The 25,884-nt window shown below is 49.9% G+C and carries 21 protein-coding genes, 2 tRNA genes and 1 other RNA gene; 16 read left to right on the top strand and 8 right to left on the bottom strand.

Annotation, left to right across the window (positions count from 1 at the left end; translation table 11 throughout):
- Positions 1-642: 642 nt before the first annotated feature.
- On the bottom strand, positions 643-1,281 hold the full coding sequence (locus BQ7117_RS01205; protein WP_073995837.1) for a DUF2335 domain-containing protein: 639 nt from the start codon (positions 1,279-1,281) through the stop codon (positions 643-645).
- 110 nt (positions 1,282-1,391) lie between these two features.
- Between BQ7117_RS01205 and BQ7117_RS07960 the strand changes: the two genes are divergently transcribed.
- Entirely contained in the window at positions 1,392-1,820 is a 429-nt protein-coding gene (locus tag BQ7117_RS07960; protein WP_419865604.1) for an ImmA/IrrE family metallo-endopeptidase, read from the top strand.
- Here the strand turns inward: BQ7117_RS07960 and BQ7117_RS01210 are convergent.
- Positions 1,760-2,881, bottom strand: a complete 1,122-nt coding sequence (locus BQ7117_RS01210) for a tyrosine-type recombinase/integrase (RefSeq protein ID WP_073995838.1) — start codon at positions 2,879-2,881, stop codon at positions 1,760-1,762. The two genes, BQ7117_RS07960 and BQ7117_RS01210, sit on opposite strands and share 61 nt — an antisense overlap.
- A 146-nt stretch (positions 2,882-3,027) precedes the next feature.
- Positions 3,028-3,549: a DUF2335 domain-containing protein gene (locus tag BQ7117_RS07880; protein WP_073995839.1), complete on the bottom strand. Its 522-nt coding sequence runs from the start codon at positions 3,547-3,549 to the stop codon at positions 3,028-3,030.
- 110 nt (positions 3,550-3,659) lie between these two features.
- Here BQ7117_RS07880 and BQ7117_RS07965 point away from each other — a divergent pair, with 110 nt between their 5' ends.
- Complete coding sequence (locus tag BQ7117_RS07965; RefSeq protein WP_419865604.1) at positions 3,660-4,088, top strand: ImmA/IrrE family metallo-endopeptidase; 429 nt, start codon at positions 3,660-3,662, stop codon at positions 4,086-4,088.
- Here BQ7117_RS07965 and BQ7117_RS01220 read toward each other — a convergent pair.
- A complete protein-coding gene (locus BQ7117_RS01220; RefSeq protein WP_073995838.1) occupies positions 4,028-5,149 on the bottom strand; it encodes a tyrosine-type recombinase/integrase in 1,122 nt (373 codons plus the stop codon). The genes BQ7117_RS07965 and BQ7117_RS01220 overlap by 61 nt on opposite strands.
- Positions 5,150-5,308: 159 nt before the next feature.
- Positions 5,309-5,396, bottom strand: a tRNA-Ser gene (locus BQ7117_RS01225).
- 156 nt (positions 5,397-5,552) lie between these two features.
- On the opposite strand from BQ7117_RS01225, the gene ffs reads away from it, so the two are divergent.
- From ffs to BQ7117_RS01255, 6 genes are all read left to right on the top strand, one after another.
- An RNA gene (gene ffs, locus BQ7117_RS01230) (signal recognition particle sRNA small type) lies at positions 5,553-5,648 on the top strand.
- 85 nt (positions 5,649-5,733) lie between these two features.
- Positions 5,734-6,777 carry a tRNA (adenosine(37)-N6)-threonylcarbamoyltransferase complex transferase subunit TsaD gene (tsaD, locus tag BQ7117_RS01235; RefSeq protein WP_237563025.1) on the top strand — a complete coding sequence of 348 codons (1,044 nt, stop codon included), beginning with the start codon at positions 5,734-5,736 and terminating at the stop codon, positions 6,775-6,777.
- 178 nt (positions 6,778-6,955) lie between these two features.
- Positions 6,956-9,217, top strand: a complete 2,262-nt coding sequence (locus BQ7117_RS01240) for a DNA polymerase III subunit gamma and tau (RefSeq protein WP_073995841.1) — start codon at positions 6,956-6,958, stop codon at positions 9,215-9,217.
- Complete coding sequence (gene recR / locus BQ7117_RS01245; protein ID WP_237563026.1) at positions 9,217-9,840, top strand: recombination mediator RecR; 624 nt, start codon at positions 9,217-9,219, stop codon at positions 9,838-9,840. The genes BQ7117_RS01240 and recR overlap by 1 nt, the downstream gene beginning before the upstream one ends.
- Before the next feature lie 104 nt (positions 9,841-9,944).
- The gene (locus BQ7117_RS01250; protein ID WP_073995842.1) at positions 9,945-11,222 is read left to right on the top strand and encodes an aspartate kinase; all 1,278 of its coding nucleotides are present in this window, start codon (positions 9,945-9,947) and stop codon (positions 11,220-11,222) included.
- Entirely contained in the window at positions 11,219-12,268 is a 1,050-nt protein-coding gene (locus BQ7117_RS01255; RefSeq protein ID WP_073995843.1) for an aspartate-semialdehyde dehydrogenase, read from the top strand. The genes BQ7117_RS01250 and BQ7117_RS01255 overlap by 4 nt, the downstream gene beginning before the upstream one ends.
- 76 nt (positions 12,269-12,344) lie before the next feature.
- Here the strand turns inward: BQ7117_RS01255 and BQ7117_RS01260 are convergent, their stop codons facing one another.
- Positions 12,345-13,628 (bottom strand): DUF4032 domain-containing protein, encoded by a 1,284-nt coding sequence (locus BQ7117_RS01260; RefSeq protein WP_073995844.1) that lies wholly within the window; start codon positions 13,626-13,628, stop codon positions 12,345-12,347.
- A 112-nt stretch (positions 13,629-13,740) separates the two neighbouring features.
- A complete protein-coding gene (locus BQ7117_RS01265) occupies positions 13,741-14,868 on the bottom strand; it encodes an ABC transporter ATP-binding protein (protein ID WP_073995845.1) in 1,128 nt (375 codons plus the stop codon).
- A gap of 284 nt (positions 14,869-15,152) precedes the next feature.
- Between BQ7117_RS01265 and BQ7117_RS01270 the strand changes: the two genes are divergently transcribed.
- From BQ7117_RS01270 to BQ7117_RS01280, 3 genes are all read left to right on the top strand, one after another.
- Entirely contained in the window at positions 15,153-16,874 is a 1,722-nt protein-coding gene (locus tag BQ7117_RS01270) for a serine/threonine protein kinase (RefSeq protein ID WP_073995846.1), read from the top strand.
- 77 nt (positions 16,875-16,951) lie between these two features.
- A complete protein-coding gene (locus BQ7117_RS01275; RefSeq protein ID WP_073995847.1) occupies positions 16,952-17,755 on the top strand; it encodes a DsbA family protein in 804 nt (267 codons plus the stop codon).
- A gap of 152 nt (positions 17,756-17,907) precedes the next feature.
- A tRNA-Thr gene (locus BQ7117_RS01280) sits at positions 17,908-17,983 on the top strand.
- Between the two features lie 74 nt (positions 17,984-18,057).
- Here BQ7117_RS01280 and BQ7117_RS01285 read toward each other — a convergent pair.
- Positions 18,058-19,677 carry an ABC-F family ATP-binding cassette domain-containing protein gene (locus BQ7117_RS01285; RefSeq protein WP_073995848.1) on the bottom strand — a complete coding sequence of 540 codons (1,620 nt, stop codon included), beginning with the start codon at positions 19,675-19,677 and terminating at the stop codon, positions 18,058-18,060.
- 502 nt (positions 19,678-20,179) lie between these two features.
- On the opposite strand from BQ7117_RS01285, the gene BQ7117_RS01290 reads away from it, so the two are divergent.
- From BQ7117_RS01290 to BQ7117_RS01300, 5 genes are all read left to right on the top strand, one after another.
- Positions 20,180-21,265: a virulence RhuM family protein gene (locus BQ7117_RS01290; RefSeq protein ID WP_237563027.1), complete on the top strand. Its 1,086-nt coding sequence runs from the start codon at positions 20,180-20,182 to the stop codon at positions 21,263-21,265.
- A gap of 285 nt (positions 21,266-21,550) precedes the next feature.
- Entirely contained in the window at positions 21,551-21,670 is a 120-nt protein-coding gene (locus tag BQ7117_RS07970; RefSeq protein WP_143273939.1) for a DUF4314 domain-containing protein, read from the top strand.
- Between the two features lie 676 nt (positions 21,671-22,346).
- Positions 22,347-23,432 (top strand): virulence RhuM family protein, encoded by a 1,086-nt coding sequence (locus BQ7117_RS01295; protein ID WP_237563027.1) that lies wholly within the window; start codon positions 22,347-22,349, stop codon positions 23,430-23,432.
- A 285-nt stretch (positions 23,433-23,717) separates the two neighbouring features.
- The gene (locus BQ7117_RS07975; protein ID WP_143273939.1) at positions 23,718-23,837 is read left to right on the top strand and encodes a DUF4314 domain-containing protein; all 120 of its coding nucleotides are present in this window, start codon (positions 23,718-23,720) and stop codon (positions 23,835-23,837) included.
- Positions 23,838-24,417: 580 nt separating this feature from the next.
- On the top strand, positions 24,418-25,542 hold the full coding sequence (locus BQ7117_RS01300; RefSeq protein WP_143273940.1) for a bacterial Ig-like domain-containing protein: 1,125 nt from the start codon (positions 24,418-24,420) through the stop codon (positions 25,540-25,542).
- Positions 25,543-25,884 lie beyond the last annotated feature (342 nt).

The following is a 25,884-nucleotide window of genomic DNA, read 5'->3' on the forward strand; positions in this document are numbered from 1 at the left end:
CCTCATAGAAGCAACCAGCCGCTACAGGAAATCAAAAAAGAAACGTAAATAAACGTTTCACGGAAGTGCCCCTCACCGAGGGGTCACTTCCCCTACAATCTAACACAAAAAACATGAAAAAAACATACTACTACACACTAACAGCATCCATCCTTGGACTAGGAACCCTAACTACGCAAATGCCCCTACCAGTGAAAATAGTTGGCGCTTTAACCACACTCACTTTCGGCATACTCGCCCTACTCCAAGCTACAGGAAAATTAAAATGACCATAAAATACTTATCCCTAGCCGGCGTAGCCACCAGGCTAGGAATATCCCCAAACACCGCTAGAGCTTACCGTGAACAAGGCAGATTGCCCATCCCGGATGCCACTATCGGAGACGGGCCTAGAGCTATGCTTGGCTGGCTCCCAGAAACAATAGACGAATGGAATAAAAACCGGCCCGGGCAAGGAACCAGAACCGACCTACGAAAATAGAAGTGTTTTAAAAAAGATTTGGCGGGGCACATATTAATATGCCCCGCCTGAAGTTTGTATAGGTAAAATTTTACCCGCGGCTGCAGACCATAACAGTCAAGACCGGTAAGCAGCTACAGACCATAACAGTCAAGACCACCTACATTTTCATAATACTCTAGTTAATTAGGGGAGTCTTCGGTTTTCCCGTTTCTTTTAATACTGTTCATAGCGTTAGGGATTACAGCTAAAATCCCTACTAAAACTCCGCCAAAAGTAGCCACTGGTTTATCAAGAATAGTCCCGAAACCAACCATGCAAACAGCTGTGGGTGCGATTAGTGCGAGAGTTACCGATAAAACTTTTAACGAAAAAGATTCAGCCTTCTTTTCAATAGTTTCATTATCTCTAGCCTGACCCTGTTGCCGTAAGCTTTCTTCTGCCATACATAAAATACGGTCAGCGCTACCTGGAAGTATTTGTTCGTACTGAGCAAACTGTTCCGGCGCAGGAATAGGCCCACTATGGATTGAATGCTGAGTTAGAGTAAGGGAATTTTTTAGTACTTCTTCGGGCAGGTTTTCTCCATCTATGATTGCTTGTAAAGCCTCTTCAGGAGTAGGGATTAAAGGTTGATTTTCTTCTCTGCCTGGTTTAGGGCCGTTTGCATGGATTGCCCTACCTGATTCCAAGCTGCTGTCAAGGGGTCTTGGTGCCGTATCGGACTGCGGTACTGCCTGTTGTTCCTCGGGTCGGGGTTGGCGTATATCTGTATCGCTTTTTTCATCCCGCGGAGCATTGCTTCGTTTGTCGCCATTCACAGCCCCTCCTTAATTTTACGGTATGTTTATGCTTCAGTTTCGACTCTAGCATAAGAACACTAGAGCATGTAAAAGAAATTTCTTCGGAGCTTACTCTTATACTGTTTTGCGTGACTCTAGATCAGCTCCTTGCCCAGTGTAGGAAACGGCAGTTGCATGTTTCGTTTCTACCGTTCCCTATACCAGGAGCATACTACCTACCAGAACGGCTAATAATCGTCGATAGTCGGCTTTCCGAGCAAGAACAGTTAGCCACGCTAGCCCACGAATATATTCACGCCTGCTGCTGGCATGACGGGCACCAAAGCCCAGAGATAGAAGCGGCCGTGAATCGCAGAGCCGCACGGCTACTAGTATCCCCGATAGAGTACGTTCTAGCAGAAAAGGTCTACGGCGGGAACGTGTTTCTTATCGCGGAAGAACTAAACCTCCCTGTATGGGTAATCGAGGCCTATCAAGAAACGCTGCTGGCTGGTTTTCATGCTTCTGCTGCCATGCGTGCAGCCAGCTCAGCATCTCTCCGTGCGGAAGAATGCTGATAAATCATTACCGTCTTCGGGTCACTATGGCCCGCGCGCGCCATCAAGTCCGCAATAGTAGCCCCCGCCCGGCCATAAAGCGTTAAACCAGAATGTCTAAGATCGTGAAACCGCCCTACCGGCAGGCCAGCATCCTCACAAGCCTTATGCAATATGTTACGGAGGGCTTTATCGGTAATAAATTGCGCTGGATACCGTAGGGGTGGGAAAAGGAGTGCGTCTTTCCCTGGAGGGGTAAAAGTATCAAGATGATACTTCAAAACACCTGCCGCATAATTGTCTAACTGTATTGTGCGGTAGCCGGCGTTTGATTTCGGCGGCCCCACTACAACCTGCCCGTGTTGGTCTCTTTTGGTGGCTCTTGAGACTTCTATCCAGTCCCCGGTTTTACTGCAGTCTTTTCTACGCAGGGCGGCAACTTCTCCAGAGCGCAGGCAGCCTAGACTGGCCGCCACGATAGCCGCCTTATACCGCTCTGGGGTGGCTTCAATGATTTGTTTTAGTTCTTTATAGGTGTAGGTAGTGTAGCTATTTGGGCGGCGGGGTGGTTTAGAGAAGAAACCGTCGGGCATTTGGGGTTTTTCTTTTATTACGTGTAGTTTTTGGGCGGCGGTTAGGCCGGCGGAAAAGTCCCGCATTATAGATCGCGCACTAGCAGGGCTCTGCGTAGCATTTAGATGCTTTAAAAATTTATGTATGTCCAGGCTGGTGATGTGGGCCAGTTTGGTGTTTTCTCCGAAATATGGCGCGATGTGGGCTACCCACCTGGAGCGGTAGGTACGGATAGTGTTAGGAGATTTTCCTATGGTTTCCATGTATTCGACCCAGTAGGGTATCCATTCTTTTATTGTGGCTATTTTTTGTTTTGCACCTTCCGTGGTGTAGATGCGATTTTCGTTCCATTCCCCGCGAACGATTTCGGAATGTACTAGATCTAGGAGTTGTTGTGCTTCGGTTTTGGTGGAGACGGTTGCGGTGTAGTATTCGTGGCCGTTTTTGCGCCAGCGGCCGCGATAGTTTTGGCCGTGTTTGATGATTGAGCCGAAGGTTTTGCGTGCCATTTTCTTGGCCCCCTTCTCTTAATTTTTTTGGACCCCTTCTGGCCCCCCTAGGATACCAAAAGTCGCTTAAAATTGCTTAAACTTGCCCAAAGCACCACTGCTGTTTTTCGGCTTAAAATAAAGGAAAACCCCGCCAAATCAACGATTCAGCGGGGTGGCTGGCGGAGGATGGGGGATTCGAACCCCNGTGCGAGAGTTACCGATAAAACTTTTAACGAAAAAGATTCAGCCTTCTTTTCAATAGTTTCATTATCTCTAGCCTGACCCTGTTGCCGTAAGCTTTCTTCTGCCATACATAAAATACGGTCAGCGCTACCTGGAAGTATTTGTTCGTACTGAGCAAACTGTTCCGGCGCAGGAATAGGCCCACTATGGATTGAATGCTGAGTTAGAGTAAGGGAATTTTTTAGTACTTCTTCGGGCAGGTTTTCTCCATCTATGATTGCTTGTAAAGCCTCTTCAGGAGTAGGGATTAAAGGTTGATTTTCTTCTCTGCCTGGTTTAGGGCCGTTTGCATGGATTGCCCTACCTGATTCCAAGCTGCTGTCAAGGGGTCTTGGTGCCGTATCGGACTGCGGTACTGCCTGTTGTTCCTCGGGTCGGGGTTGGCGTATATCTGTATCGCTTTTTTCATCCCGCGGAGCATTGCTTCGTTTGTCGCCATTCACAGCCCCTCCTTAATTTTACGGTATGTTTATGCTTCAGTTTCGACTCTAGCATAAGAACACTAGAGCATGTAAAAGAAATTTCTTCGGAGCTTACTCTTATACTGTTTTGCGTGACTCTAGATCAGCTCCTTGCCCAGTGTAGGAAACGGCAGTTGCATGTTTCGTTTCTACCGTTCCCTATACCAGGAGCATACTACCTACCAGAACGGCTAATAATCGTCGATAGTCGGCTTTCCGAGCAAGAACAGTTAGCCACGCTAGCCCACGAATATATTCACGCCTGCTGCTGGCATGACGGGCACCAAAGCCCAGAGATAGAAGCGGCCGTGAATCGCAGAGCCGCACGGCTACTAGTATCCCCGATAGAGTACGTTCTAGCAGAAAAGGTCTACGGCGGGAACGTGTTTCTTATCGCGGAAGAACTAAACCTCCCTGTATGGGTAATCGAGGCCTATCAAGAAACGCTGCTGGCTGGTTTTCATGCTTCTGCTGCCATGCGTGCAGCCAGCTCAGCATCTCTCCGTGCGGAAGAATGCTGATAAATCATTACCGTCTTCGGGTCACTATGGCCCGCGCGCGCCATCAAGTCCGCAATAGTAGCCCCCGCCCGGCCATAAAGCGTTAAACCAGAATGTCTAAGATCGTGAAACCGCCCTACCGGCAGGCCAGCATCCTCACAAGCCTTATGCAATATGTTACGGAGGGCTTTATCGGTAATAAATTGCGCTGGATACCGTAGGGGTGGGAAAAGGAGTGCGTCTTTCCCTGGAGGGGTAAAAGTATCAAGATGATACTTCAAAACACCTGCCGCATAATTGTCTAACTGTATTGTGCGGTAGCCGGCGTTTGATTTCGGCGGCCCCACTACAACCTGCCCGTGTTGGTCTCTTTTGGTGGCTCTTGAGACTTCTATCCAGTCCCCGGTTTTACTGCAGTCTTTTCTACGCAGGGCGGCAACTTCTCCAGAGCGCAGGCAGCCTAGACTGGCCGCCACGATAGCCGCCTTATACCGCTCTGGGGTGGCTTCAATGATTTGTTTTAGTTCTTTATAGGTGTAGGTAGTGTAGCTATTTGGGCGGCGGGGTGGTTTAGAGAAGAAACCGTCGGGCATTTGGGGTTTTTCTTTTATTACGTGTAGTTTTTGGGCGGCGGTTAGGCCGGCGGAAAAGTCCCGCATTATAGATCGCGCACTAGCAGGGCTCTGCGTAGCATTTAGATGCTTTAAAAATTTATGTATGTCCAGGCTGGTGATGTGGGCCAGTTTGGTGTTTTCTCCGAAATATGGCGCGATGTGGGCTACCCACCTGGAGCGGTAGGTACGGATAGTGTTAGGAGATTTTCCTATGGTTTCCATGTATTCGACCCAGTAGGGTATCCATTCTTTTATTGTGGCTATTTTTTGTTTTGCACCTTCCGTGGTGTAGATGCGATTTTCGTTCCATTCCCCGCGAACGATTTCGGAATGTACTAGATCTAGGAGTTGTTGTGCTTCGGTTTTGGTGGAGACGGTTGCGGTGTAGTATTCGTGGCCGTTTTTGCGCCAGCGGCCGCGATAGTTTTGGCCGTGTTTGATGATTGAGCCGAAGGTTTTGCGTGCCATTTTCTTGGCCCCCTTCTCTTAATTTTTTTGGACCCCTTCTGGCCCCCCTAGGATACCAAAAGTCGCTTAAAATTGCTTAAACTTGCCCAAAGCACCACTGCTGTTTTTCGGCTTAAAATAAAGGAAAACCCCGCCAAATCAACGATTCAGCGGGGTGGCTGGCGGAGGATGGGGGATTCGAACCCCCGAGGGCGTTAACCCAACACGCTTTCCAAGCGTGCGCCATAGGCCACTAGGCGAATCCTCCTCGGGCATCTACTTTATAAAATTTATAAAGTGAGCACAGATAATCATTCTAACTGGAGGGCGCGAAAAAAAGAAAGTCGATGAGGTAGAAGCGAGGTGGTTTTACTCTCATCGTCTTGTGGAGAGGACTCTGAGCGGAAAATCCCGTATTATAGGCAGTGGCTCCTCATGTGGCGTCATCTTGTGGAATCCCCCAGGGCAGGAATGCAGCAAGGGCACATAAGCTCTGGCGGGTGCGTGAGGAGTCTTTATTATGTGTCTTTATATTTTTATTGCCGAGCTTCTCACTAAATATCTATAAATAAACAGGGCGTGGGTAGAAGCGCTACAATATGCACGTGAATGAACTTGTATTAGGGATAGAAACTTCTTGCGATGAAACGGGTATTGCTTTGGTGCGCAACGGGGAACTGCTGGCGGACGTCACAGCTACCTCTATGGATGAATATGCCCGCTATGGTGGAATAATTCCGGAGATTGCCTCGCGCGCTCATTTAGAGTCTTTTCTTCCTACGCTGCAGGCGGTACTGGATAAAGCGGGAGTGGAGTTAGCGGAAGTAGATGCCGTGGCCGCTACTGCGGGGCCTGGTTTAATAGGATCTTTGATAGTAGGAGTGAGTGCGGCAAAGGCCTTGGCTTTTGCGCTGGGAAAGCCTTTCTACGGGGTCAATCACATTATCGCCCATCTTGCGGTAGATGAGCTTGTGCACGGAGATTTACCGGAAAAATTCGTAGGTTTGGTAGTTTCGGGCGGGCATTCCCACTTGCTGTTAGTGCGGAATATCGCCACAGACGTGGTAGAGCTGGGTGGCACTTTAGATGATGCTGCTGGCGAGGCTTTTGACAAAGTGGGGAGGCTGCTGGGTCTGCCTTATCCAGGTGGTCCGCATATCGATAGGTTAGCGCAGCAGGGAGATAGAGAAGCGATTCGATTCCCGCGGGCGCTTTCTTCTGCGAAAAATAAAGAAAAGCATCCCTATGATTATTCTTTCTCTGGGTTAAAGACGGCGGTGGCGCGTCATATCGAAGGTTTGGAAGCGCGCGGAGAAGAAATTCCTAAAGCCGATATTGCGGCCGGTTTTTCCGAAGCAGTAGATGATGCTCTTTCAGCCAAAGCTATTGAAGCTTGCCTACACAATGGCTGCGATACTTTAGTAATTGGGGGAGGGTTCTCGGCAAATTCTCGGTTGCGGGAATTGGCGCTAGAGCGTGGAGAGCGCCACGGCATTGAAGTGCGTATTCCACCTATTCGCTATTGCACAGATAATGGAGCGATGATAGCGGCACTTGGTTGGGAGATGGTGCGCAACGGTGTGGAGCCGTCGCCACTAGATATTACGGTAGATACCGGAATGCCACGCGATATCACTATTATCCACTAGTCAAGTAGATATCCAGCGGCTGAGTAGTAGCTATTTAGCAACTGGGCAGCGAAATTTATATTCTCCTGTTCAGCGCGGTATTTTATGCACTTGGCAGCTTCGGTGGGCAGAGAGCTGTTTTTCCTAGCCATTTGTTTTAGAAAAAGCGGTCGGCTGGAAAATTGCGTAGAATAAAGGCGTGAGTATTGCCCTGTACCGGCGTTATCGGCCGGAAACGTTTACGGAAGTAATTGGCCAAGAGCATGTGACGGAGCCGCTTATGGCAGCTCTCGCGTCCGGCAATACTACGCATGCCTATTTATTTTCTGGACCGCGTGGCTGCGGTAAGACTACTTCTGCGCGTATTTTGGCTCGGTGTTTAAATTGCGCCGAATACCCTATCGCTATTCCCTGTGGAAAATGTGATTCTTGTAAGGAACTGGCTCGTTCCGGATCAGGATCTTTAGACGTAGTAGAGCTGGATGCGGCTTCGCACGGCGGGGTAGACGATGCGCGCGAATTGCGGGAGCAAGCGGGATTTGCTCCGGTGCGCAATCGGTACAAGATTTTTATTATTGACGAAGCCCATATGGTCACCAACCAGGGTTTTAATGCGTTATTGAAACTAGTGGAAGAACCGCCGGCGCACGTTAAATTTATTTTTGCCACTACTGAGCCAGAAAAAGTAATCGGTACTATTCGTTCTCGTACGCACCACTATCCTTTCCGCCTAGTGCCGCCGCCTATTCTGCTCGAATACTTAGAGCAGATTTGCCAAGCGGAAGGGATAAAAGCCGGGAAAGACGTACTCTCTTTAGTGGTACGCGCTGGCACAGGATCGGTGCGAGATACGCTTTCAGTGTTAGATCAAATAATCGGCGGTTCTCAGGGTGATACTTTAGATTACGAGCGTGCCGTAGCTCTGCTGGGGTACACCTCGGCACATTTAATTGATGACGCAGTAGTAGCTATTGGAGAGAGAAACGGAGCAGAGCTCTTTACCGTAGTAGATAAAATAGTGCATTCGGGCCATGATCCGCGCCGTTTCGTAGAGGATTTACTGCAGAGATTCCGCGATTTAATAATTATTGCGCTCGCGGGGGAAGCTGCGGGAGATGTCTTTTCTTCGGTACCGGCAGATACTTATGCGCATATGCAAGAGCAGGCGCAGAAAATGGGTGCGCGGCGTGCTTCTCGCTGTGCCGATCTTACGAATGAAGCACTTAATTTTATGGTTGGCGCTACGGCACCGCGTTTGCAGCTGGAGTTGCTCTGTGCGCGGTTGCTGGTAGATGAACAAAAATCGCGCGATACGCAAGAAGTGAAATCGCTAGCGAATGGGGCTGTGAATGCCGAAGCTGGGCAGAAGCAAACACCTCCTCCTTTCGCTAAGCCTATGGAAGATCCGCGCCGGCGGGCAATGCCTAATATGCCACCTAGTATGCCCAGTACGCCGCAGATGCCTAATGCAATGAATAAGCCTAGTGCAGTGAATAAGTCCAGTATGCCGCCTGTGCCGCCCAATTCGCCGCAGTCTGCTGTCAATACCGCGCCGGCGGGTGGCGGCAATCCGGCGTCTACCGGAGCAAATTTGGAAGATAATTTAGGCAATAAAGACGATAAGACTGAGCAGGAGCAAATAGCGGCACAGTGGGAAGCTATTAAGGAGCAAGCGGCGAATACCTCTGCGGCAGCAGCTGAAGCCTTAGCGCCGGCAAGTGGAATAGCTCAGGTAGAGGGAGCGGTAGTGAGTATAGCTTTCCCCACTGCTGCACAAGCTCAGCACTTCAATAAAACGATTCCAGCTTTGAATGCGCTAGCTATGGCCATTTATCAGCATACTGGTTGGAAAAAGCGGCTATCGGGAGTGGAGGTACCGGGAGTACCGGCAGCACCTAAAATGCCAGCTATGCCTACTACCGCAGCAGCTAAGCCTATAGCTTCTGAAGCGCCGACTAATGGTGTCGAGCAAAATATGGAAGCTGCAGCAATTGTAGAAACTACCGAAACTGCAGAAACTGGGGATCCGGCTGGAGTGCTCGGGCAACTTCTCGAATCTCCGAAGGAAAAGCCGGCGATTTCTGTGGAGGAATCTGCAGTGGCATCTGCGGCGGCAGTAGCGGTGGCGTCTAGGGAGAAAATTCCTTCTGAAAAGCCTTTCTATGCGAAAGATATGCCAAAATTACCTCCAAAGCGCCCAGCTGCGTTGAATTCTGCGGCAGTAGATAATTCCGGGCAAGCTGGGTTAGCTGAGAAATCGGGGTTAACTGAGAAATCCGGAATTGCCGAAAAAGTTGTGCCCCAGCAGCCGAACGCAGAAGAAATAGCGGAGCGGGAAGAAGCAGAAGTATCGGCAGATGATCCAGTAATTGATCAATCCGAAGTAGTGGGATTAAAAGTCGTTTTGAAAAAATTTGACGGAAAAATAATCGGCAGGCAATCTGCTAAGGATGGCGCTTAATGGCAGGCATTTATGATGGAGCAGTACAGGAGCTTATTACTGAATTAGGAAGACTGCCGGGAATTGGCCCGAAAAGCGCACAGCGAATTGCTTTTCATCTGCTAGAGGTAGACGATGCAGAAGTGCAGACGCTGGTAGAGGCACTGCAAGCTGTAAAAGAAAAAGTGCGCTATTGCAGTGTGTGTGGCAACGTGACCGAAACAGAAATATGCCGCATTTGCGCCGATCCGCGCCGGCTCGATTCCGTGCTCTGTGTAGTGGAAGATTCGCGCGCTTTAGTGGCAATTGAAAAAGCGCGGGAATTTCGCGGTCGCTACCACGTATTAGGCGGTGCTATTGACCCAATAGGTGGAGTAGGGCCGGAAGATTTACGTATTCGTGAACTCTACCAACGATTAGCAGAGGGAAATATTAAAGAAGTAATTCTCGCTACCGATCCGAACGTAGAGGGGGAAGCCACCGCCACCTATTTATCGCTTAATTTAGCGCCGCTGGGTGTGATAGTTTCGCGCCTAGCTTCAGGGCTACCTATTGGTGGCGATTTGGAGTATGCCGATGAAATTACTATTTCGCGCGCGCTGGAGGGGCGCCGGCGTCTTTATTCGCCAGAAGAAACGAAATAGCAAGCAAAACGTGACTAACGTAATGCTAGCAGCGAGGAGAGTAGCCCGAAACGTTTTCCTTTCTCCTCTAGACTGAAGTAAGGGAAAGTTAATAAGGAGCACTAGTGAGCCTAGTTGTACAAAAATTCGGCGGATCTTCCGTAGCGGATGCAGAATCTATTCGGCGGGTAGCGCGGCGGATAGTAGATACTTATAACCAAGGTAATCAGGTAGTGGTAATTGTTTCGGCAATGGGAGATACCACCGATGACCTTATCGATTTAGCTCGTTCCGTCACTCCCCGCCCACGCGCGCGGGAAATGGATATTCTCCTCACGGCGGGGGAAAGAATTTCGATGGCGCTGCTGGCAATGGCAATATCGGATCTGGGAGTACCGGCGAATGCTTTTACTGGCCAACAGGCTGGGTTACTTACGAATGAGATTTACGGCAAAGCCTCTATTGTAGGAGTAGTGCCGGAGCGCATAGCTCGTACTATTCGCGAAGGCGGTATTGCCGTAATTGCCGGTTTTCAGGGAGTGAATACTGATAGCGACGACGTCACTACGCTGGGGCGCGGTGGTTCTGATACTACGGCAGTAGCTTTTGCAGCGGCGTTAAGGGCAGATTATTGTGAAATATTTTCCGATGTAGACGGGGTGTTCACAGCTGATCCGCGTATTGCTCCTACGGCTCATAAGCAGCCCGCGCTCACCTATGAAGAGACTTTAGAGTTAGCTGCTCACGGTACAAAAGTTTTACATTTACGTGCAGTTGAATATGCCCGCCGTTATCGGGTGCCATTGCATGTGCGTTCATCGTTTTCCGATAAGGAAGGAACCTGGATTGTGGAAGAGAAAGACGAGAAATATCTAGACGGCAAGAATGAAGCCCCGATGATTTCTGGGATTGCCCACGATAAATCGCAGGCAAAAATTACGGTAGCGGGTATTCCAGACGAACCGGGCACAGCTGCGCGGCTCTTTGCAATCGTGGCGAGTGCAGATGTAAATATCGATATGATTGTGCAAAATACTCCTACCAATGCAGCTAATTCGGCAAATATCTCTTTCACCTTGCCGAAAGATGATGTGCCGGCCGCTTTTAGCGCCTTAGAGGAAGCACAAGATGAATTAAAATTTACCAAGCTCAAATCTAATGAAGGCGTAGGTATTCTTTCGCTGGTAGGTGCGGGAATGCGCTCGCATCCGGGAGTATCGGCACGGCTTTTTGGAGCCTTGGCAGAAGCAGGAATTAATATCGATATGATTTCTACTTCGGAAATTCGTATTTCGGTAGTGCTTTCGGAAAACCAGCTCGATGAGGCAGTAAAAGTAGTGCATACGGCCTTTAATTTAGATTCAGAAGGCGAAGTAATCGTATACGGAGGTACGGGAAGATGAGTATTACATTAGCAGTAGTAGGCGCTACCGGGCAGGTAGGGCAAGTGATGCGTACGCTAATTGCGGAGCGGAATGTACCGGCCGAAAAGATCCGGTTTTTTGCTTCTGCGCGTTCTGCAGGTAAAGAGCTAGATTTCCGTGGGCAGAAAATAGTCGTAGAAGATATTGCCAAAGCGGATTTTTCAGGAATAGACGTAGCAGTTTTCTCCGCAGGTGCCAGCGTATCGAAAGAGTATGCGCCGAAATTTGTGCAAGCTGGAGCGCTGGTGGTAGATAACTCATCTGCTTGGCGAAAAGATCCGGAAGTACCGCTAGTGGTATCGGAAGTAAATCCGCAGGATCTGCGCAACCGCCCGAAAGGAATTATCGCTAATCCGAATTGCACCACTATGGCTGCTATGCCGGTATTAAAAGTGTTGCACGATGAAGCACAATTGCAGCGCTTGGTAGTTTCTTCCTATCAAGCAGTTTCCGGCTCGGGTGTGAAAGGCGTGCGGGCACTGGCTGAACAGACTCGCCAGGGCGCAGCCGAAAATTTGGAAGGCCTGGCTCTGGACGGCAATGCGATTAGCCATCCAGCTGATACCACTCCCTATGTGGCTCCGATTGCTTTTAACGTAGTAGCGTGGGCGGGAAATCTCGTGGAAGATGGTTCGCGAGAGACCGACGAAGAGCAGAAACTGCGTAACGAAACGCGGCGTATTCTGGGGATTCCGAATTTGCCGGTAGCGGGGACTTGTGTGCGCGTGCCGGTATTTACTGCTCATGCCTTGAGTATTAATGCTGAATTTGCATCTCCTATTAGCCCCGAACGGGCGATTGAGCTGCTAAAGAAAGCTCCGGGTGTGAAATATGTGGAGGTGCCTACTCCTTTACAAGGTGCTGGAGTAGATGATTGCCTCGTAGGGCGCATTCGGCAAGATCAATCCGTGCCAGACGGGCGCGGGCTGGTGCTGTTTGTGGTGGGTGATAACCTGCGAAAAGGTGCGGCTCTGAATACTGTGCAGTTGGCAGAATTACTGATTGCGGAGTTGCGCGGCGCATAAATAGCGGCGTAGTACATAAATACCGGCGCGACGTAAACAGTAGCGCGACGCCATAGATACCGACGCCGGCAGATTTTTAAGCCATATATCCAGACCAGTCTTCCGAAAGACTGCTGGCAATATCCGGGTGTAGTTGGGAATCTGTTTCCGTGAGCACCGCTGCCTCATTCGGGCGGTCTTTGAGCACATTCTCAATATAAGATTGCACGGCTTCCGGCAATGAAATATCGTGCCCCGCATTCTCGGCGATGAACCAGCGGTGGTCAAGTATTTCGTGGAAAAGTTGCGCGGGCTGTAATTTTCCGCGTAATTCGCGCGGAATAGCTCGTACCGTCGGCTCGTAGACTTTTGCCAACCACTGATGAGCTACCACCGAGAGAGGTTGCCCCTGATTCTCGGGCAGCATCCGGAACTGCTCCATATTATTCATCATGCGCCGCGCCTGTTTTTCTTCTACATCCAAGCCGGTGAGGCGCATTAATTTCCGTGAATAATGCCCAGCATCTACCACTTTCGGGCGGATAGAGAGGAAAGTGCCGTTTCTATCGGTCTTCATAGCTAATTCGCCTACGTCGAATCCCAGCTCATTAAGGCGGCGGATTCTATTATCTACCCGCCACCGCTCCGTGAGGGCAAAGGATTCTTCTGAAGTGAGTTCGTTCCAGAGGGAAGAATACTGAGCTTGGAGGCGATTACCGATAGCAATTGCGTCGAATTCGGTATCGAGAATTCCTCCCGCCTGCAGATCTAGCAGTTCTCCAACTATATTCGTCCGCGCAATATCTACATCGTTTTCCCGCCGGCCGGCAGAGAGAGTAGCCTGCAATGATCCGGTTTCTGCGTCTACTAAATAGGCAGCAAATTCTCCGGCGTCTCTCCGGAAAAGAGTATTTGAAAGAGAAATATCTCCCCAGTAGTAGCCATGCAGATGCAAACGCACAATCAGTACGGCCAAGGCGTCAATAAGTCTATCCACAGTCGAGTGGCGAATAGCTGCCTGCCCGAATACGGCTCGGTAGGGCAAAGAATAGGGAAGATGATGGGTAATAAGTACTGAATTCAGAGCCTCACCACTGGCGGTGAAGCGGTGGGAGATGACGGCGAGTGGCTCTACGCAGGGAGCATTTAGCCGGTTGAGCTGGCGCAACATATCATATTCATGGCGCGCTAAAGCCTCATCTATTTCTTTTACTGCCAAAATCTGGCCATCTAATTTTACAAAACGCACCATGTGGCGTGAGATACCGCGCGGGAGAGCAGCAATTAGTTCCTCTGGCCATTCCCGCAAGGGTAGCTGCCACGGCAAATCTAAGAGAGCGGGAAGCACTTCGGCAGAGGTAATTTCGAGAGCTTCTTCCATCAGGTTCCCTTCCCAAAAATAGAGCAACGGAGGGGCACGCACTGTACCCCTCCGTCTATATTAAAGAGTATTTTCGAGAAAATGCGCACGGACGCGTATTTTCGAAAAGTACTTAGTCGCCGATTCGCTTTCCACTCTTGGCAGAGAAGTAGTGAATATGGGCGGCGTCTGGGCAAATATATGCCGTTTCACCAGTGGCAGGATGTACCTCGGGGGATACTCGTACCGTCATCGTTTCGGATTTATCACCGGAACCGAAAAGATGCGTTTCGTTTTCTGCTCCCACAATGGTGCCGTATACATAGGAATCCGATCCCAGGTGTTCCACAAAGGTGACGCGCAGCGGAATCGCATTTTCGGTCTCGGCACTTACCAGATTAAAGGCTTCTGGGCGGACGCCTACGATTACTTCGGTAGCATTTTCGCCAGTGAGCGCAGAACGTACCGGCGCCGGCAGATTAATGCGCGCTTCTCCGAAGGCGGCCTGCATGCCATCTATTCTCCAGGTGCCCAGATTCATAGCAGGAGATCCAATGAACCCAGCTACGAAAGCATTGGCGGGACGGGCGAACATTTCATCTGGGGAAGCTACCTGCTGCAAAATACCGTCTTTCAAAACGGCAATACGATCTCCCATGGTGAGAGCTTCCGTCTGATCGTGGGTCACATATACGGTGGTGACGCCCAGATTTCTTTGCAGAGCAGCAATCTGAGTACGTGTTTGTACACGCAGTTTCGCATCCAGATTAGAGAGAGGCTCATCCATCAAGAATACTTGCGGTTTTCGTACGATTGCCCGCCCCATCGCTACGCGCTGGCGCTGCCCACCGGATAGTGCCTTGGGCTTCCGGTCTAAGTACTCAGTTAAATCTAATACGGCGGCGGCTTCTTCTACCCGCTTCCGGATAGTTTCTTTATCTACGCCCGCAATTTTCAGAGCAAAGCCCATATTATCGGCCACCGTCATATGCGGATAAAGAGCATAGTTCTGGAAAACCATCGCAATATCGCGATCTTTCGGGCTTACATTGGTCACGTCGCGCTCTCCGATATAGATATTTCCGGAGGTTACGTCTTCTAATCCGGCCAACATACGGAGGGAAGTGGATTTTCCACAACCAGAAGGCCCTACTAATACCAAAAATTCTCCGTCTTTAATTTCGAGATTTAAGGCATTGACCGCGGGATTTTCTGCTCCCGGGTATACTAAAGTGGCGTTTTTGAATGTAACGGTAGCCATCGTTATTCCCTTCACCGGCAGGTACGTGCCGGACGATCCGAGTGAAAGGTGCATGAATGGTTAGAATCAGCACGATAAATACATCGGTGTATTTACTAAGCTTAAGTTTACATATTTGCTTATAGTTGTAAATGCCGCTTTGCGACTTTGCAAGATTTTCGAAAAAATTTGGGGCAGAGAGCGGTGATTTTTGCCGGGTGCTGGAGTGAAAAAGCCACGGTAGAATAAAAGAAAATGACGGGAAAAATCTCGGTGAAAAATAGCGAGTAAGCAACTGGAAAATTATGCAAGTATATGGCTATGAGCTGGTAAAACGTATTGGGCGTGGCGGGGTATCTACCGTCTATGAAGCCCTAGATCCAGCTGGGCGGCGAGTGGCTTTTAAGCGCCTCCATCCGGCGGTGGCAGCAGATCCAGAGGCGCGGGCGCGGCTACGGCGAGAAATAGCAATGTTGCAAAGAATTTCCGGTTCTGGCGTCGCACAAATTATCGATGCGGAGATTGCAGCCGATGAAGTATTTATCGTCACGGAGTTGGTGGAGGGCTTAACTCTAGAAAAAGATGTGGAGATAAACGGCATCTACACAGAAGAAGATTTACTGCGACTCGGGCAGGAGTTGCAGCAGATTTTAGAAAATGTGCATCGCGCCGGCGTCTTACATCGAGATATTAAACCCGCCAATGTGATGATAGGGAAAGCGGGGCCGGTATTAATTGATTTCGGTATTTCCCAGCTAGGAGAAGATACCCGCCTCACGCAGCAAGGATTTTTAGCGCATACTCCGGGATATTGCGATCCGCAGGTATTGCAGGGAGCTTCTCCAGATAAAGAAGCTGATTGGTGGGCGCTAGCTGCCGTGCTCGCCTATGCCGCCACCGGCAGTGCTCCTTTCGGAAAAGGAAATGCCTCAGCCATTATGCAGCGGGTGCTGCATTCGCCACCCTACCTGCCGGGGCTTTCTTCTACTCTGCAAGCCGCTTTCTGCCAAGCTCTGGCAGTAGATTTTACCCAGCGTATTTCCTATGCCGAGCTGCTGGAAATAATTGCCGATCCGCACCAAGCTGCCACATTGCTCACGCCGCTAAAGGCGCCGCAAAAGGTGGAGCAGCCAGCCGTGGCTCCTACTTTGGTGGCGGAAACTGCTCCTAACTGGGGAGCTAGCGAGGATTACGGCACAGACTCCACGGAGTATGCCGGAAACGCTGGTGGAGAATATGGCGAGGAGTATGGCAATAATTACGATGATTCGTACGGCGATACAGGCACTGATGCCTATGGTGCGCCGGATTTACCCGCGACTCTCCGCAGCGAAGCTGCATTAGTACCGCCCGGGGGAGCTAACGCGGCGCCCCGCGCAGAGAATTCGCCCGCAAGAGAGAATTGGCTAATGGCCGGGAACTCCGGAGCAGATAATTTACTAATACAACCTGGTATGGCACTGGCAGAAAACTATTTACCTGCCCTTCCACACTGCCGTCTACAAATACTATTACTGGGGGTAGTCAGCGTCTTTGTGGGGGCAGCTGCGCCGATACCAGGAGGAGCAGCATTCCTAGTGATACTTCTGCTGCTAGATATGATTGGTACTTTCTACCAGAAAAATGTGCGCTATTTTGTGAAGAAAGGCCGGCGGCGAGATGGCTGGGGATGGATAGTCATGCAGCTTCCTATTTCTTTACCGGGGATAATAGTGCGCAGCGTATTCTTTGGGGCGGTTGCCGCCGGTATTTTTTGGGTGCTGAGCTGGTTCTTTTCTACCTATGTGCTCGATTTACAGAACGCAGTACTAATCGGAATAGCTAGCGCCTTAGCGGTTTCTTGGAATTTACCTTTTAATGCGCGGGCCCGGCTAGGATCGCGGTGGCTTTGGCAAGAAATAGCCCCAGAATTCCGCTACCAACTTCTTTGGTGGATAATTGGGGGCGCGCTTGCGGGGGCTGCCTATATTTTCTGGCAGAACGCTCCAGAATTTAATTGGCTGCAATTTCTGAATCTGCCGAGTTAATTTACTATATTTAGAGCGAAAGTAGGAAAACGCTTAAAGTATATTTGTAGTACGGAAAAGCGAGCGAAAAGAAAATTATGAGCGAGAGCAATAAGCTTACGAAGAAAGAACGCCGCGCTGCTACGCGGGAAAAAATGCAGGCATTGCGGGAGCAGGAGCGGAAAAGAGCGAAGCGCAATCGCCTTATAGCTGTAGGTACAGTGGCGTTAGTGCTGGTAATTTCCCTAGTAGTGATTATAAAAATAGTGGGAGCTCATAAAGAAGAAAATTACACCGGTACAGCGCGCGCGGCTGAATTGCAGAATGTGACTGCAGATTACGGGATACCTTTTGGGAAAGACGGGAAAGCAACTGCTGTGCAAGAAGGGTTGCCGCAGGTGGGAATCTATGCCGACTATATGTGCAGCCATTGCACCGTGCTCCATCACGAAGCGAAAGAAGCTTATAAGGAGCATGAAAATGCCGGAGATGTGCAGCTAATTCAGCATCCGGTAGCAATTATGCGTACCGAATTTTCTGAGTTAGGAGCGGCGGCAGTTTTCTATGTTGCCACCTATGCGCCAGATAGTTTCGGAGATTTTAATGATGCACTTTTCGCTAAGTCTTACGACATTATGAGTGAGAAGAGTGAGCCACCGAGCGCAGAAGAGATAGCGCGTATTGCAGCTAAGGCGGGTGTGCCGAAAGATGTAGCAGCTGACCTTCCAGCTTCTATTACGTCTGAAGCGTGGAAGAAAGTAGTGGCCGAATCCAATAAAGTATTTTCCGACCACAACTATAAAGGCACCCCTACGGTTACAGTAAACGGCGAAGAGATAAGCGGCTGGAGTAAAGTAGGAATGCCAGAATTCTTAAAGCAGGTGGCAGCTTTAAAGAAGTAGAGTGATTCCACTTTTGGTAGTCAAGCGGCATTTATAGCTCAGTTATAACGGTTTATAGCTAACGTATAGCTAAGTGGCATTTTTGCGTGGGCTTCTGGCATAATGAAGTGCGCAGGAATGCCGGAGTGGAAAACTGCTCGCTTCTTGCCGATGCCTCCTTAGCTCAGTTGGTAGAGCGCCGCTCTTGTAAAGCGAAGGTCGTCAGTTCGAGTCTGACAGGGGGCTCCACTTTCACGTCGGATTTGATAAGTAGCGTTTGCGTTAGCGAGTACGCCCCAAGGGGGTGTGGAAAACCGTCTGCGTTAGCGGATACAGATTCTTCTACTTTGCCAGTGTTCAATGAGCCATCGGTCGTGGCTCGCGATGATCAATGTGCCCGTCCATTTTGTTAATGCTTCCTCAAGGGCTTCCATGGAGGCTAGATCGAGGTAGTTAGTTGGTTCGTCGATGATGAGGATGGCAGGGGTCGAGGCAATAGCTACTGCGATTTGGGCTCGGCGTTGGTTACCTGCCGATAATTTTGGGATGGACGTGGACCACATTGACGGGTGCAAGATGCCTTTGCCAGCTTCGCCGATTCCGTTGAACCAGGCATCGGTGGTAAGACCAGGGTCGTTTTCTTTGGGTAGTCGCTGGGGAACCAAGCTGACAGGTTTGCCGCGCGTGATCGTCCCGCTTGTCTCAGCCTCCACAGGTGGCTGTGCGGTGTAAATCCAGTTCAATAACGTACTTTTCCCAGATCCGTTTGGACCGGTGACAAGCAAGTGCTCGCCGTAAGCGAGATCGAAACTGACAGCTGCAAGCCGTTGCTTTACCGTTGCTTGCCTGGCGGATACCGCGATCCCTGCGCGATCTGATGGTTGTTCAAACTGGAACGACAAGTCATAGTTGCGAGGTTTGCGCACCTCTTGGCTGGCTAAGGCCTGCAGCCTCTTGTCGTCGTTACGCATCCGGCGTTCAGCCGTCGCGGCTGCACGGTCTGCAAAAAACTTCTTTGCTTTCCCCTCAGCTTTGGCTAGCCGCCCGCCGCCAGAAGCAATCTTTCTGGCTTCCTGCTTGTGTTTTCGTAACTTACGTTTTTCGGCTTGTTGAAGTGCATGTATATCGGCGTATTTGCGTTGGGCTTCTGATTTCTCGGATAAATAGTTGGAATAGTTTCCCGCGCACCGATAAAGGCCTTTTACTTCGCCGCTTCCGTCAGCTTTAGCCAGCGCATCCCACACCTGCGCGTCCATGTCGTAAATAACCGTTGCGGTGTCTTCGATGAAAGCCCGATCATGGCTGCTCATCAGTACCGGGCCGTTCCAGCTAGTGATTGTTTTTGCAAGGAAGCCGATTGCTTCGCCGTCGAGATGGTTGGTGGGCTCATCTAAAATCAACGCTTTAGGTTTCATGATGAGAGTGGCTGCCAGTTCAAGGCGAGCACGTTGGCCAGGAGACAGTGTGCCCAGACTACGCATTGACCCCATGAATAGCCCTAGACCGATTCCGTCCATAACCTCAGAGACCCGAGCATCTAGCGTCCAAATGTCGAGGCTTGCCATTTGGGCAAACAATCGGTCATATTCCCGGCTCACCTCATCAGGAGCAAAATCGCTCTCCAGTCGGGTAGAGGCAGCATAAAACTGGGTAGCAATAGTTCGCAGCGAACTAAGTGCAGAATCGAGATAGTCTTCGACCGTTCCGTTGAATTCTTCAATAACCGGAACGCGGAAAAGCTCGGGCTCCACACCGTCGAATTTGACTGTTCCTGTCTCCGGCATCAGGTCGCCTGATGCGATGCGAAGCAGCGTGGTTTTGCCACACCCGTTGGGCCCGATCAGGCAGGCACGTTCGCCGTCACCGACATGCAAACTGATGTGATCTAACAGCGGTACAGATGAGTAAGAAAAAGAAATATTATCGAGGTTGATTGCAGACATAATGATCTCCAGGACGCAACGGTAGATGGGTAGCGTCTCAGCAGGGCTGAGTAGAGATCACAAAGTCATCGGAATATAACCCCTCGATGCTAAAAAAACGACTGGCGTCAAGCACGCCGCTTTCACTAATTCTAACGGACTCGTTGTTTGGTAGCCACAGAACCGCAGTTACGCCACTCTTTTCTCAAGCCTTAATCAAATAGCTGAAATATCCAGCGCTCGGATAATTCCAATTGCACGTTGAAAAATTGATATAAACCACCTGATCTGTCATCTCTCAAAACACCGTGCTCGTAAACTACAAAACACCGTGGCTCGTAAACTACAAAACACCGTGGCTCGTAAACTACAAAACACCGTGGCTCGTAAACTACAAAACACCGTGGCTCGTAAACTACAAAACACCGTGGCTCGTAAACTACAAAACACCGTGGCTCGTAAACTATAATTATTGGTAAATGCGCTGCGATTCGGATGCTGACTAGCTACTGCAAATCGCCTAGTGGTCGATCTCATCACTCGTGCGGAAGGGAGCGTCATGGCCACAGAAGACAATAGTCGAACTGACGAGCCCAATAGACAGATGCTGATCTACCAGAGCCCAGAGGACACTGTACGTATCGAGGTCCGACTTGAGGGTGAGACGGTTTGGCTTACGCAGCAGCAGATGGCGGAGCTTTTTCAAAGTTCAAGGTCTAACATTGTCGAGCACATTGGAAACATCTACGCTGAGGGTGAACTTGATGAGGAGGCAACCTGTCGGGATTTCCGACAGGTTCGCCGTGAGGGTAGCCGCAACGTGGCGAGGACGCTGCCTCACTACAACCTAGACATGATTATTTCCCTGGGATATCGGGTTAAATCCAAGACTGCTACGCAATTTAGACGTTGGGCAACCGAGAGACTGAAAGAGTACCTCATCAAGGGCTTCACCCTAGATGATGAGCGACTTAAGAACCTTGGTGGTGGATCGTATTGGTACGAGCTTCTCGAGCGGATCCGCGATATCCGTTCGTCGGAGAAAGTGATGTACCGACAAGTGCTGGATCTATACGCAACTAGTGTTGACTATGACCCGAAGAGCGCGGAATCGGTCGCTTTTTTCAAGATGGTTCAGAACAAGTTGCATTACGCTACTCACGGACACACAGCGGCGGAAATCATTTATAGCCGAGCCGATGCTTCCAAACCTTTCATGGGCTTAACGACTTTCAAGGGCAATCAGCCTACTCTTGCAGAGACCAAGGTGGCCAAGAACTATTTGACGGAAGACGAATTAAAGGTGCTAAATCGTCTAGTTTCTGGTTACTTCGATTTTGCTGAAGTGCAGGCTATGAATCACCATCCGATGTACATGAGCGACTACGTCGAGCATCTTGACAATATCCTGGCAGCAACTGGGCAACAGCAGCTTCAAGGGGCAGGAAAAGTTAGCCACCAGAAAGCGATTGACAAGGCAACTGCTGAGTACCGTAAATATCAGGTACAGACACCTTCACAGGTCGAGAAGGACTATCTGGAAACCATTAAAGGGCTTGAATCAAGAGCCAAAAAGGCCGAGCATGACATTCCTGATTCCGACGGATAAGCCGAATTCAAGAAGACGTGAAGACAGATAACTCGTTGACATTGTCTGCACCCCCTAGTGTCGAAATAGCTGGCGGAAGGCAAGAATCGCCCCCGCTAGCCAAAACGTGCTTCGGAATCCGAAAGAAGAGAATTACCCGTGATGGGGTAATGAGGCCCACAAAACTTGCCGAATTGATCTTGAAAACAAAAACCTCCTACTCAGCGGAAGGTTCTCGTTCTCACGTAACAGTTATCAAATCCGACGTCTTTGTCTCCGCTAGAATGTTAATTTTGCTACAAGTACGTGATCATCTTGAGTACGATTCTGTTCGTCGATGCTGCCGGCACGGTTCACGTCAACCGGGATAATGGCTCCCCTCTTGGCCTGGTGAAAGGGGTTAATTATGGCAGTTCGTCTAGGTGAAAGTATTGGGTTAATACCCAAAATATGTTAGTCTCTTCCTAAGAAGATCCACTGATTTTGGAGGAAAATTGAGGACAAGCACGAAAAGAGCGATTAGCCTCTTGATTACCTCGTTGGTGTTTTTGGGGATGATGGTCACTGCCATGATAACCCCCCCTTAAGCGCTAGCGCACAAGAGCAAGCAAGACAAAACGGCAGCGCACAAAAGCAGGTAAGAATCGAAATTTTACCGGAGATTTTCATAAACGAGCAGACGAAGGCCTTCTTCGATTCGCCGCAGGACGTTATCGGGGTAGACCGTACGCTTAACGTTTATGGTGGAAAGCCGCCGGCTAAGGTTCTTGAGACCTGGAAGAATATTGCTTTTCATGTTTACGATGGCGACGGGAACCTGGTTGAGACGACCAAGGGAACCGTCGGGGATCCTGTTCGTTGGAGCGGAACAAAGTATCTAGGCCCATACCCGCAGGGCAAGACCTACACCGTAAAGGTTGACAATTCGACTGTTCCAGAGGGCTACCATTCCTGGTTCACCGCTGAAGCTTCAAAATATACACCTGACCCGACTCCAACCGACGTGATGACCGTAGGCGCTGACAACTATTCGGCTACCAACCCNTAATTATTGGTAAATGCGCTGCGATTCGGATGCTGACTAGCTACTGCAAATCGCCTAGTGGTCGATCTCATCACTCGTGCGGAAGGGAGCGTCATGGCCACAGAAGACAATAGTCGAACTGACGAGCCCAATAGACAGATGCTGATCTACCAGAGCCCAGAGGACACTGTACGTATCGAGGTCCGACTTGAGGGTGAGACGGTTTGGCTTACGCAGCAGCAGATGGCGGAGCTTTTTCAAAGTTCAAGGTCTAACATTGTCGAGCACATTGGAAACATCTACGCTGAGGGTGAACTTGATGAGGAGGCAACCTGTCGGGATTTCCGACAGGTTCGCCGTGAGGGTAGCCGCAACGTGGCGAGGACGCTGCCTCACTACAACCTAGACATGATTATTTCCCTGGGATATCGGGTTAAATCCAAGACTGCTACGCAATTTAGACGTTGGGCAACCGAGAGACTGAAAGAGTACCTCATCAAGGGCTTCACCCTAGATGATGAGCGACTTAAGAACCTTGGTGGTGGATCGTATTGGTACGAGCTTCTCGAGCGGATCCGCGATATCCGTTCGTCGGAGAAAGTGATGTACCGACAAGTGCTGGATCTATACGCAACTAGTGTTGACTATGACCCGAAGAGCGCGGAATCGGTCGCTTTTTTCAAGATGGTTCAGAACAAGTTGCATTACGCTACTCACGGACACACAGCGGCGGAAATCATTTATAGCCGAGCCGATGCTTCCAAACCTTTCATGGGCTTAACGACTTTCAAGGGCAATCAGCCTACTCTTGCAGAGACCAAGGTGGCCAAGAACTATTTGACGGAAGACGAATTAAAGGTGCTAAATCGTCTAGTTTCTGGTTACTTCGATTTTGCTGAAGTGCAGGCTATGAATCACCATCCGATGTACATGAGCGACTACGTCGAGCATCTTGACAATATCCTGGCAGCAACTGGGCAACAGCAGCTTCAAGGGGCAGGAAAAGTTAGCCACCAGAAAGCGATTGACAAGGCAACTGCTGAGTACCGTAAATATCAGGTACAGACACCTTCACAGGTCGAGAAGGACTATCTGGAAACCATTAAAGGGCTTGAATCAAGAGCCAAAAAGGCCGAGCATGACATTCCTGATTCCGACGGATAAGCCGAATTCAAGAAGACGTGAAGACAGATAACTCGTTGACATTGTCTGCACCCCCTAGTGTCGAAATAGCTGGCGGAAGGCAAGAATCGCCCCCGCTAGCCAAAACGTGCTTCGGAATCCGAAAGAAGAGAATTACCCGTGATGGGGTAATGAGGCCCACAAAACTTGCCGAATTGATCTTGAAAACAAAAACCTCCTACTCAGCGGAAGGTTCTCGTTCTCACGTAACAGTTATCAAATCCGACGTCTTTGTCTCCGCTAGAATGTTAATTTTGCTACAAGTACGTGATCATCTTGAGTACGATTCTGTTCGTCGATGCTGCCGGCACGGTTCACGTCAACCGGGATAATGGCTCCCCTCTTGGCCTGGTGAAAGGGGTTAATTATGGCAGTTCGTCTAGGTGAAAGTATTGGGTTAATACCCAAAATATGTTAGTCTCTTCCTAAGAAGATCCACTGATTTTGGAGGAAAATTGAGGACAAGCACGAAAAGAGCGATTAGCCTCTTGATTACCTCGTTGGTGTTTTTGGGGATGATGGTCACTGCCATGATAACCCCCCCTTAAGCGCTAGCGCACAAGAGCAAGCAAGACAAAACGGCAGCGCACAAAAGCAGGTAAGAATCGAAATTTTACCGGAGATTTTCATAAACGAGCAGACGAAGGCCTTCTTCGATTCGCCGCAGGACGTTATCGGGGTAGACCGTACGCTTAACGTTTATGGTGGAAAGCCGCCGGCTAAGGTTCTTGAGACCTGGAAGAATATTGCTTTTCATGTTTACGATGGCGACGGGAACCTGGTTGAGACGACCAAGGGAACCGTCGGGGATCCTGTTCGTTGGAGCGGAACAAAGTATCTAGGCCCATACCCGCAGGGCAAGACCTACACCGTAAAGGTTGACAATTCGACTGTTCCAGAGGGCTACCATTCCTGGTTCACCGCTGAAGCTTCAAAATATACACCTGACCCGACTCCAACCGACGTGATGACCGTAGGCGCTGACAACTATTCGGCTACCAACCCGAAGGAAAACGTAAACCCCATAGCTGAAACGCGTTTCCACCTTGATATAGCCAACGTCGCCTACGCGAAGAACGCGGACGTGGCCAAGGATCTTTTCGTGGTTGAAAACGACAAGGTCACCGGGATAAATACCAAGTACACCGAAGGCACTGACTACGTCATAAAGGCAGTTGCTAAAGACGGAGCAGTGCCCCAGCCGACTCAGGCGGAAGTGGCGAAGCTTACCGATGAGGGCAACATGCCGGCGTACTTCTACTTCATGTACAAAGATAAGAAGTCTTCGCTTAAGAACATCCGCGCAATCGAAGGCAACTTTTCGTACCTCAAGTGGTGGGAAGGAAACGATGGGGTCAACACTTTTGAAAAGTTCAAGTCTTCTAGCGTTTTCGTCGCCACTTTGAACCAGCGTGTTCCAAAAGTTACGTTCTACAAGGCCGCTAACGAGGGCGCTGAGCCCGAGATGCTGGCCTCGATGCAGGTTTATTACGGGCATTCGGCAGCGCAAAACTGCCTGAGCGATGGTACAACCTGCCTGCCAAAGGAGCTTCCTGCCGCACCGGCCAAAGCGGGGTACGCGTTTAAGGAATGGAACACCAAGGCTGACGGCTCTGGCGATGTCTTCGACGCCGACACGGTGGTTAAGGGAGATTTGGCGGTATACCCGATTTATGTCGTCAATACCCCGCCCATGCTTGAGGTGAAGGACGCGACGATTACTGCCGGCGAACAGCTGGATCTGCGCTCACTGATAACCAAGGCAGCTGATGAGCAGGACGGAGCAAACCTGGCCGATAAGGTCGTCATAGAGCAAGGAAATTTCGATAGCTCTAAGGCGGGGGTCTACGAGGTTAAGTACACGCTTACCGACTCTAACGGGGAAAGCGTAACCGCTATCGCAAAGATTACGGTTAAGGAGGCGGCGGCGACAAAACCGACAAAACCGACTAAGCAGGAACAGGCCACCGTCAAGGAGAGCAAAGGCAACTTGCCGACGACCGGTTTTGCTGGAGCTGGGTTGTTGGGGGCTGCGCTTGCTTGTGGACTAGCCGGTGTTGCTATGTCAATGCGGGCGAAAAGAAACAGCTAGTCAAGATATATCCGCTTGATATCAACTAAGTATGGGGTTGGACGCTTCGTTCTGCGACGTCCAACCCCATATTTGTTTTATAAATCTTCGGGTTCTTTTTGCAATCGGGGTTTAAGAATTTTAGCCATTAACCCAAGAATTCTTTGAAAATAGTTGCTGACTAGGGCAAATGCGACTGGATAAACGCATAAACCTATTGGCTGTATGTACATAACAAAACAACAAGCCGGAAGAAGCCGAGATGAACAGTAAAGGTACCCCTACGGTTACTGTAAACGGCGAAGAGATAAGTGGCTGGAGCAAAGTAGGAATGCCGGAGTGAAAAGCTGCTCGCTTCTTGCC

It is taken from the genome of Arcanobacterium urinimassiliense, from assembly GCF_900119495.1.
In the GTDB taxonomy this organism is placed as follows: domain Bacteria; phylum Actinomycetota; class Actinomycetes; order Actinomycetales; family Actinomycetaceae; genus Arcanobacterium_A; species Arcanobacterium_A urinimassiliense.

Excerpts from the sequence above, each read along its gene's own strand:
- BQ7117_RS01210 (WP_073995838.1), bottom strand. The coding sequence starts at position 2,881 with ATGGCACGCAAAACCTTCGGCTCAATCATCAAACACGGCCAAAACTAT.
- BQ7117_RS01220 (WP_073995838.1), bottom strand. The coding sequence starts at position 5,149 with ATGGCACGCAAAACCTTCGGCTCAATCATCAAACACGGCCAAAACTAT.
- recR (WP_237563026.1), top strand. The coding sequence starts at position 9,217 with ATGGCAGGCATTTATGATGGAGCAGTACAGGAGCTTATTACTGAATTA.
- BQ7117_RS01255 (WP_073995843.1), top strand. The coding sequence starts at position 11,219 with ATGAGTATTACATTAGCAGTAGTAGGCGCTACCGGGCAGGTAGGGCAA.
- BQ7117_RS01260 (WP_073995844.1), bottom strand. The coding sequence starts at position 13,628 with ATGGAAGAAGCTCTCGAAATTACCTCTGCCGAAGTGCTTCCCGCTCTC.
- BQ7117_RS01265 (WP_073995845.1), bottom strand. The coding sequence starts at position 14,868 with ATGGCTACCGTTACATTCAAAAACGCCACTTTAGTATACCCGGGAGCA.
- BQ7117_RS01270 (WP_073995846.1), top strand. The coding sequence starts at position 15,153 with ATGCAAGTATATGGCTATGAGCTGGTAAAACGTATTGGGCGTGGCGGG.
- BQ7117_RS01275 (WP_073995847.1), top strand. The coding sequence starts at position 16,952 with ATGAGCGAGAGCAATAAGCTTACGAAGAAAGAACGCCGCGCTGCTACG.
- BQ7117_RS01285 (WP_073995848.1), bottom strand. The coding sequence starts at position 19,677 with ATGTCTGCAATCAACCTCGATAATATTTCTTTTTCTTACTCATCTGTA.
- BQ7117_RS01300 (WP_143273940.1), top strand. The coding sequence starts at position 24,418 with ATGACCGTAGGCGCTGACAACTATTCGGCTACCAACCCGAAGGAAAAC.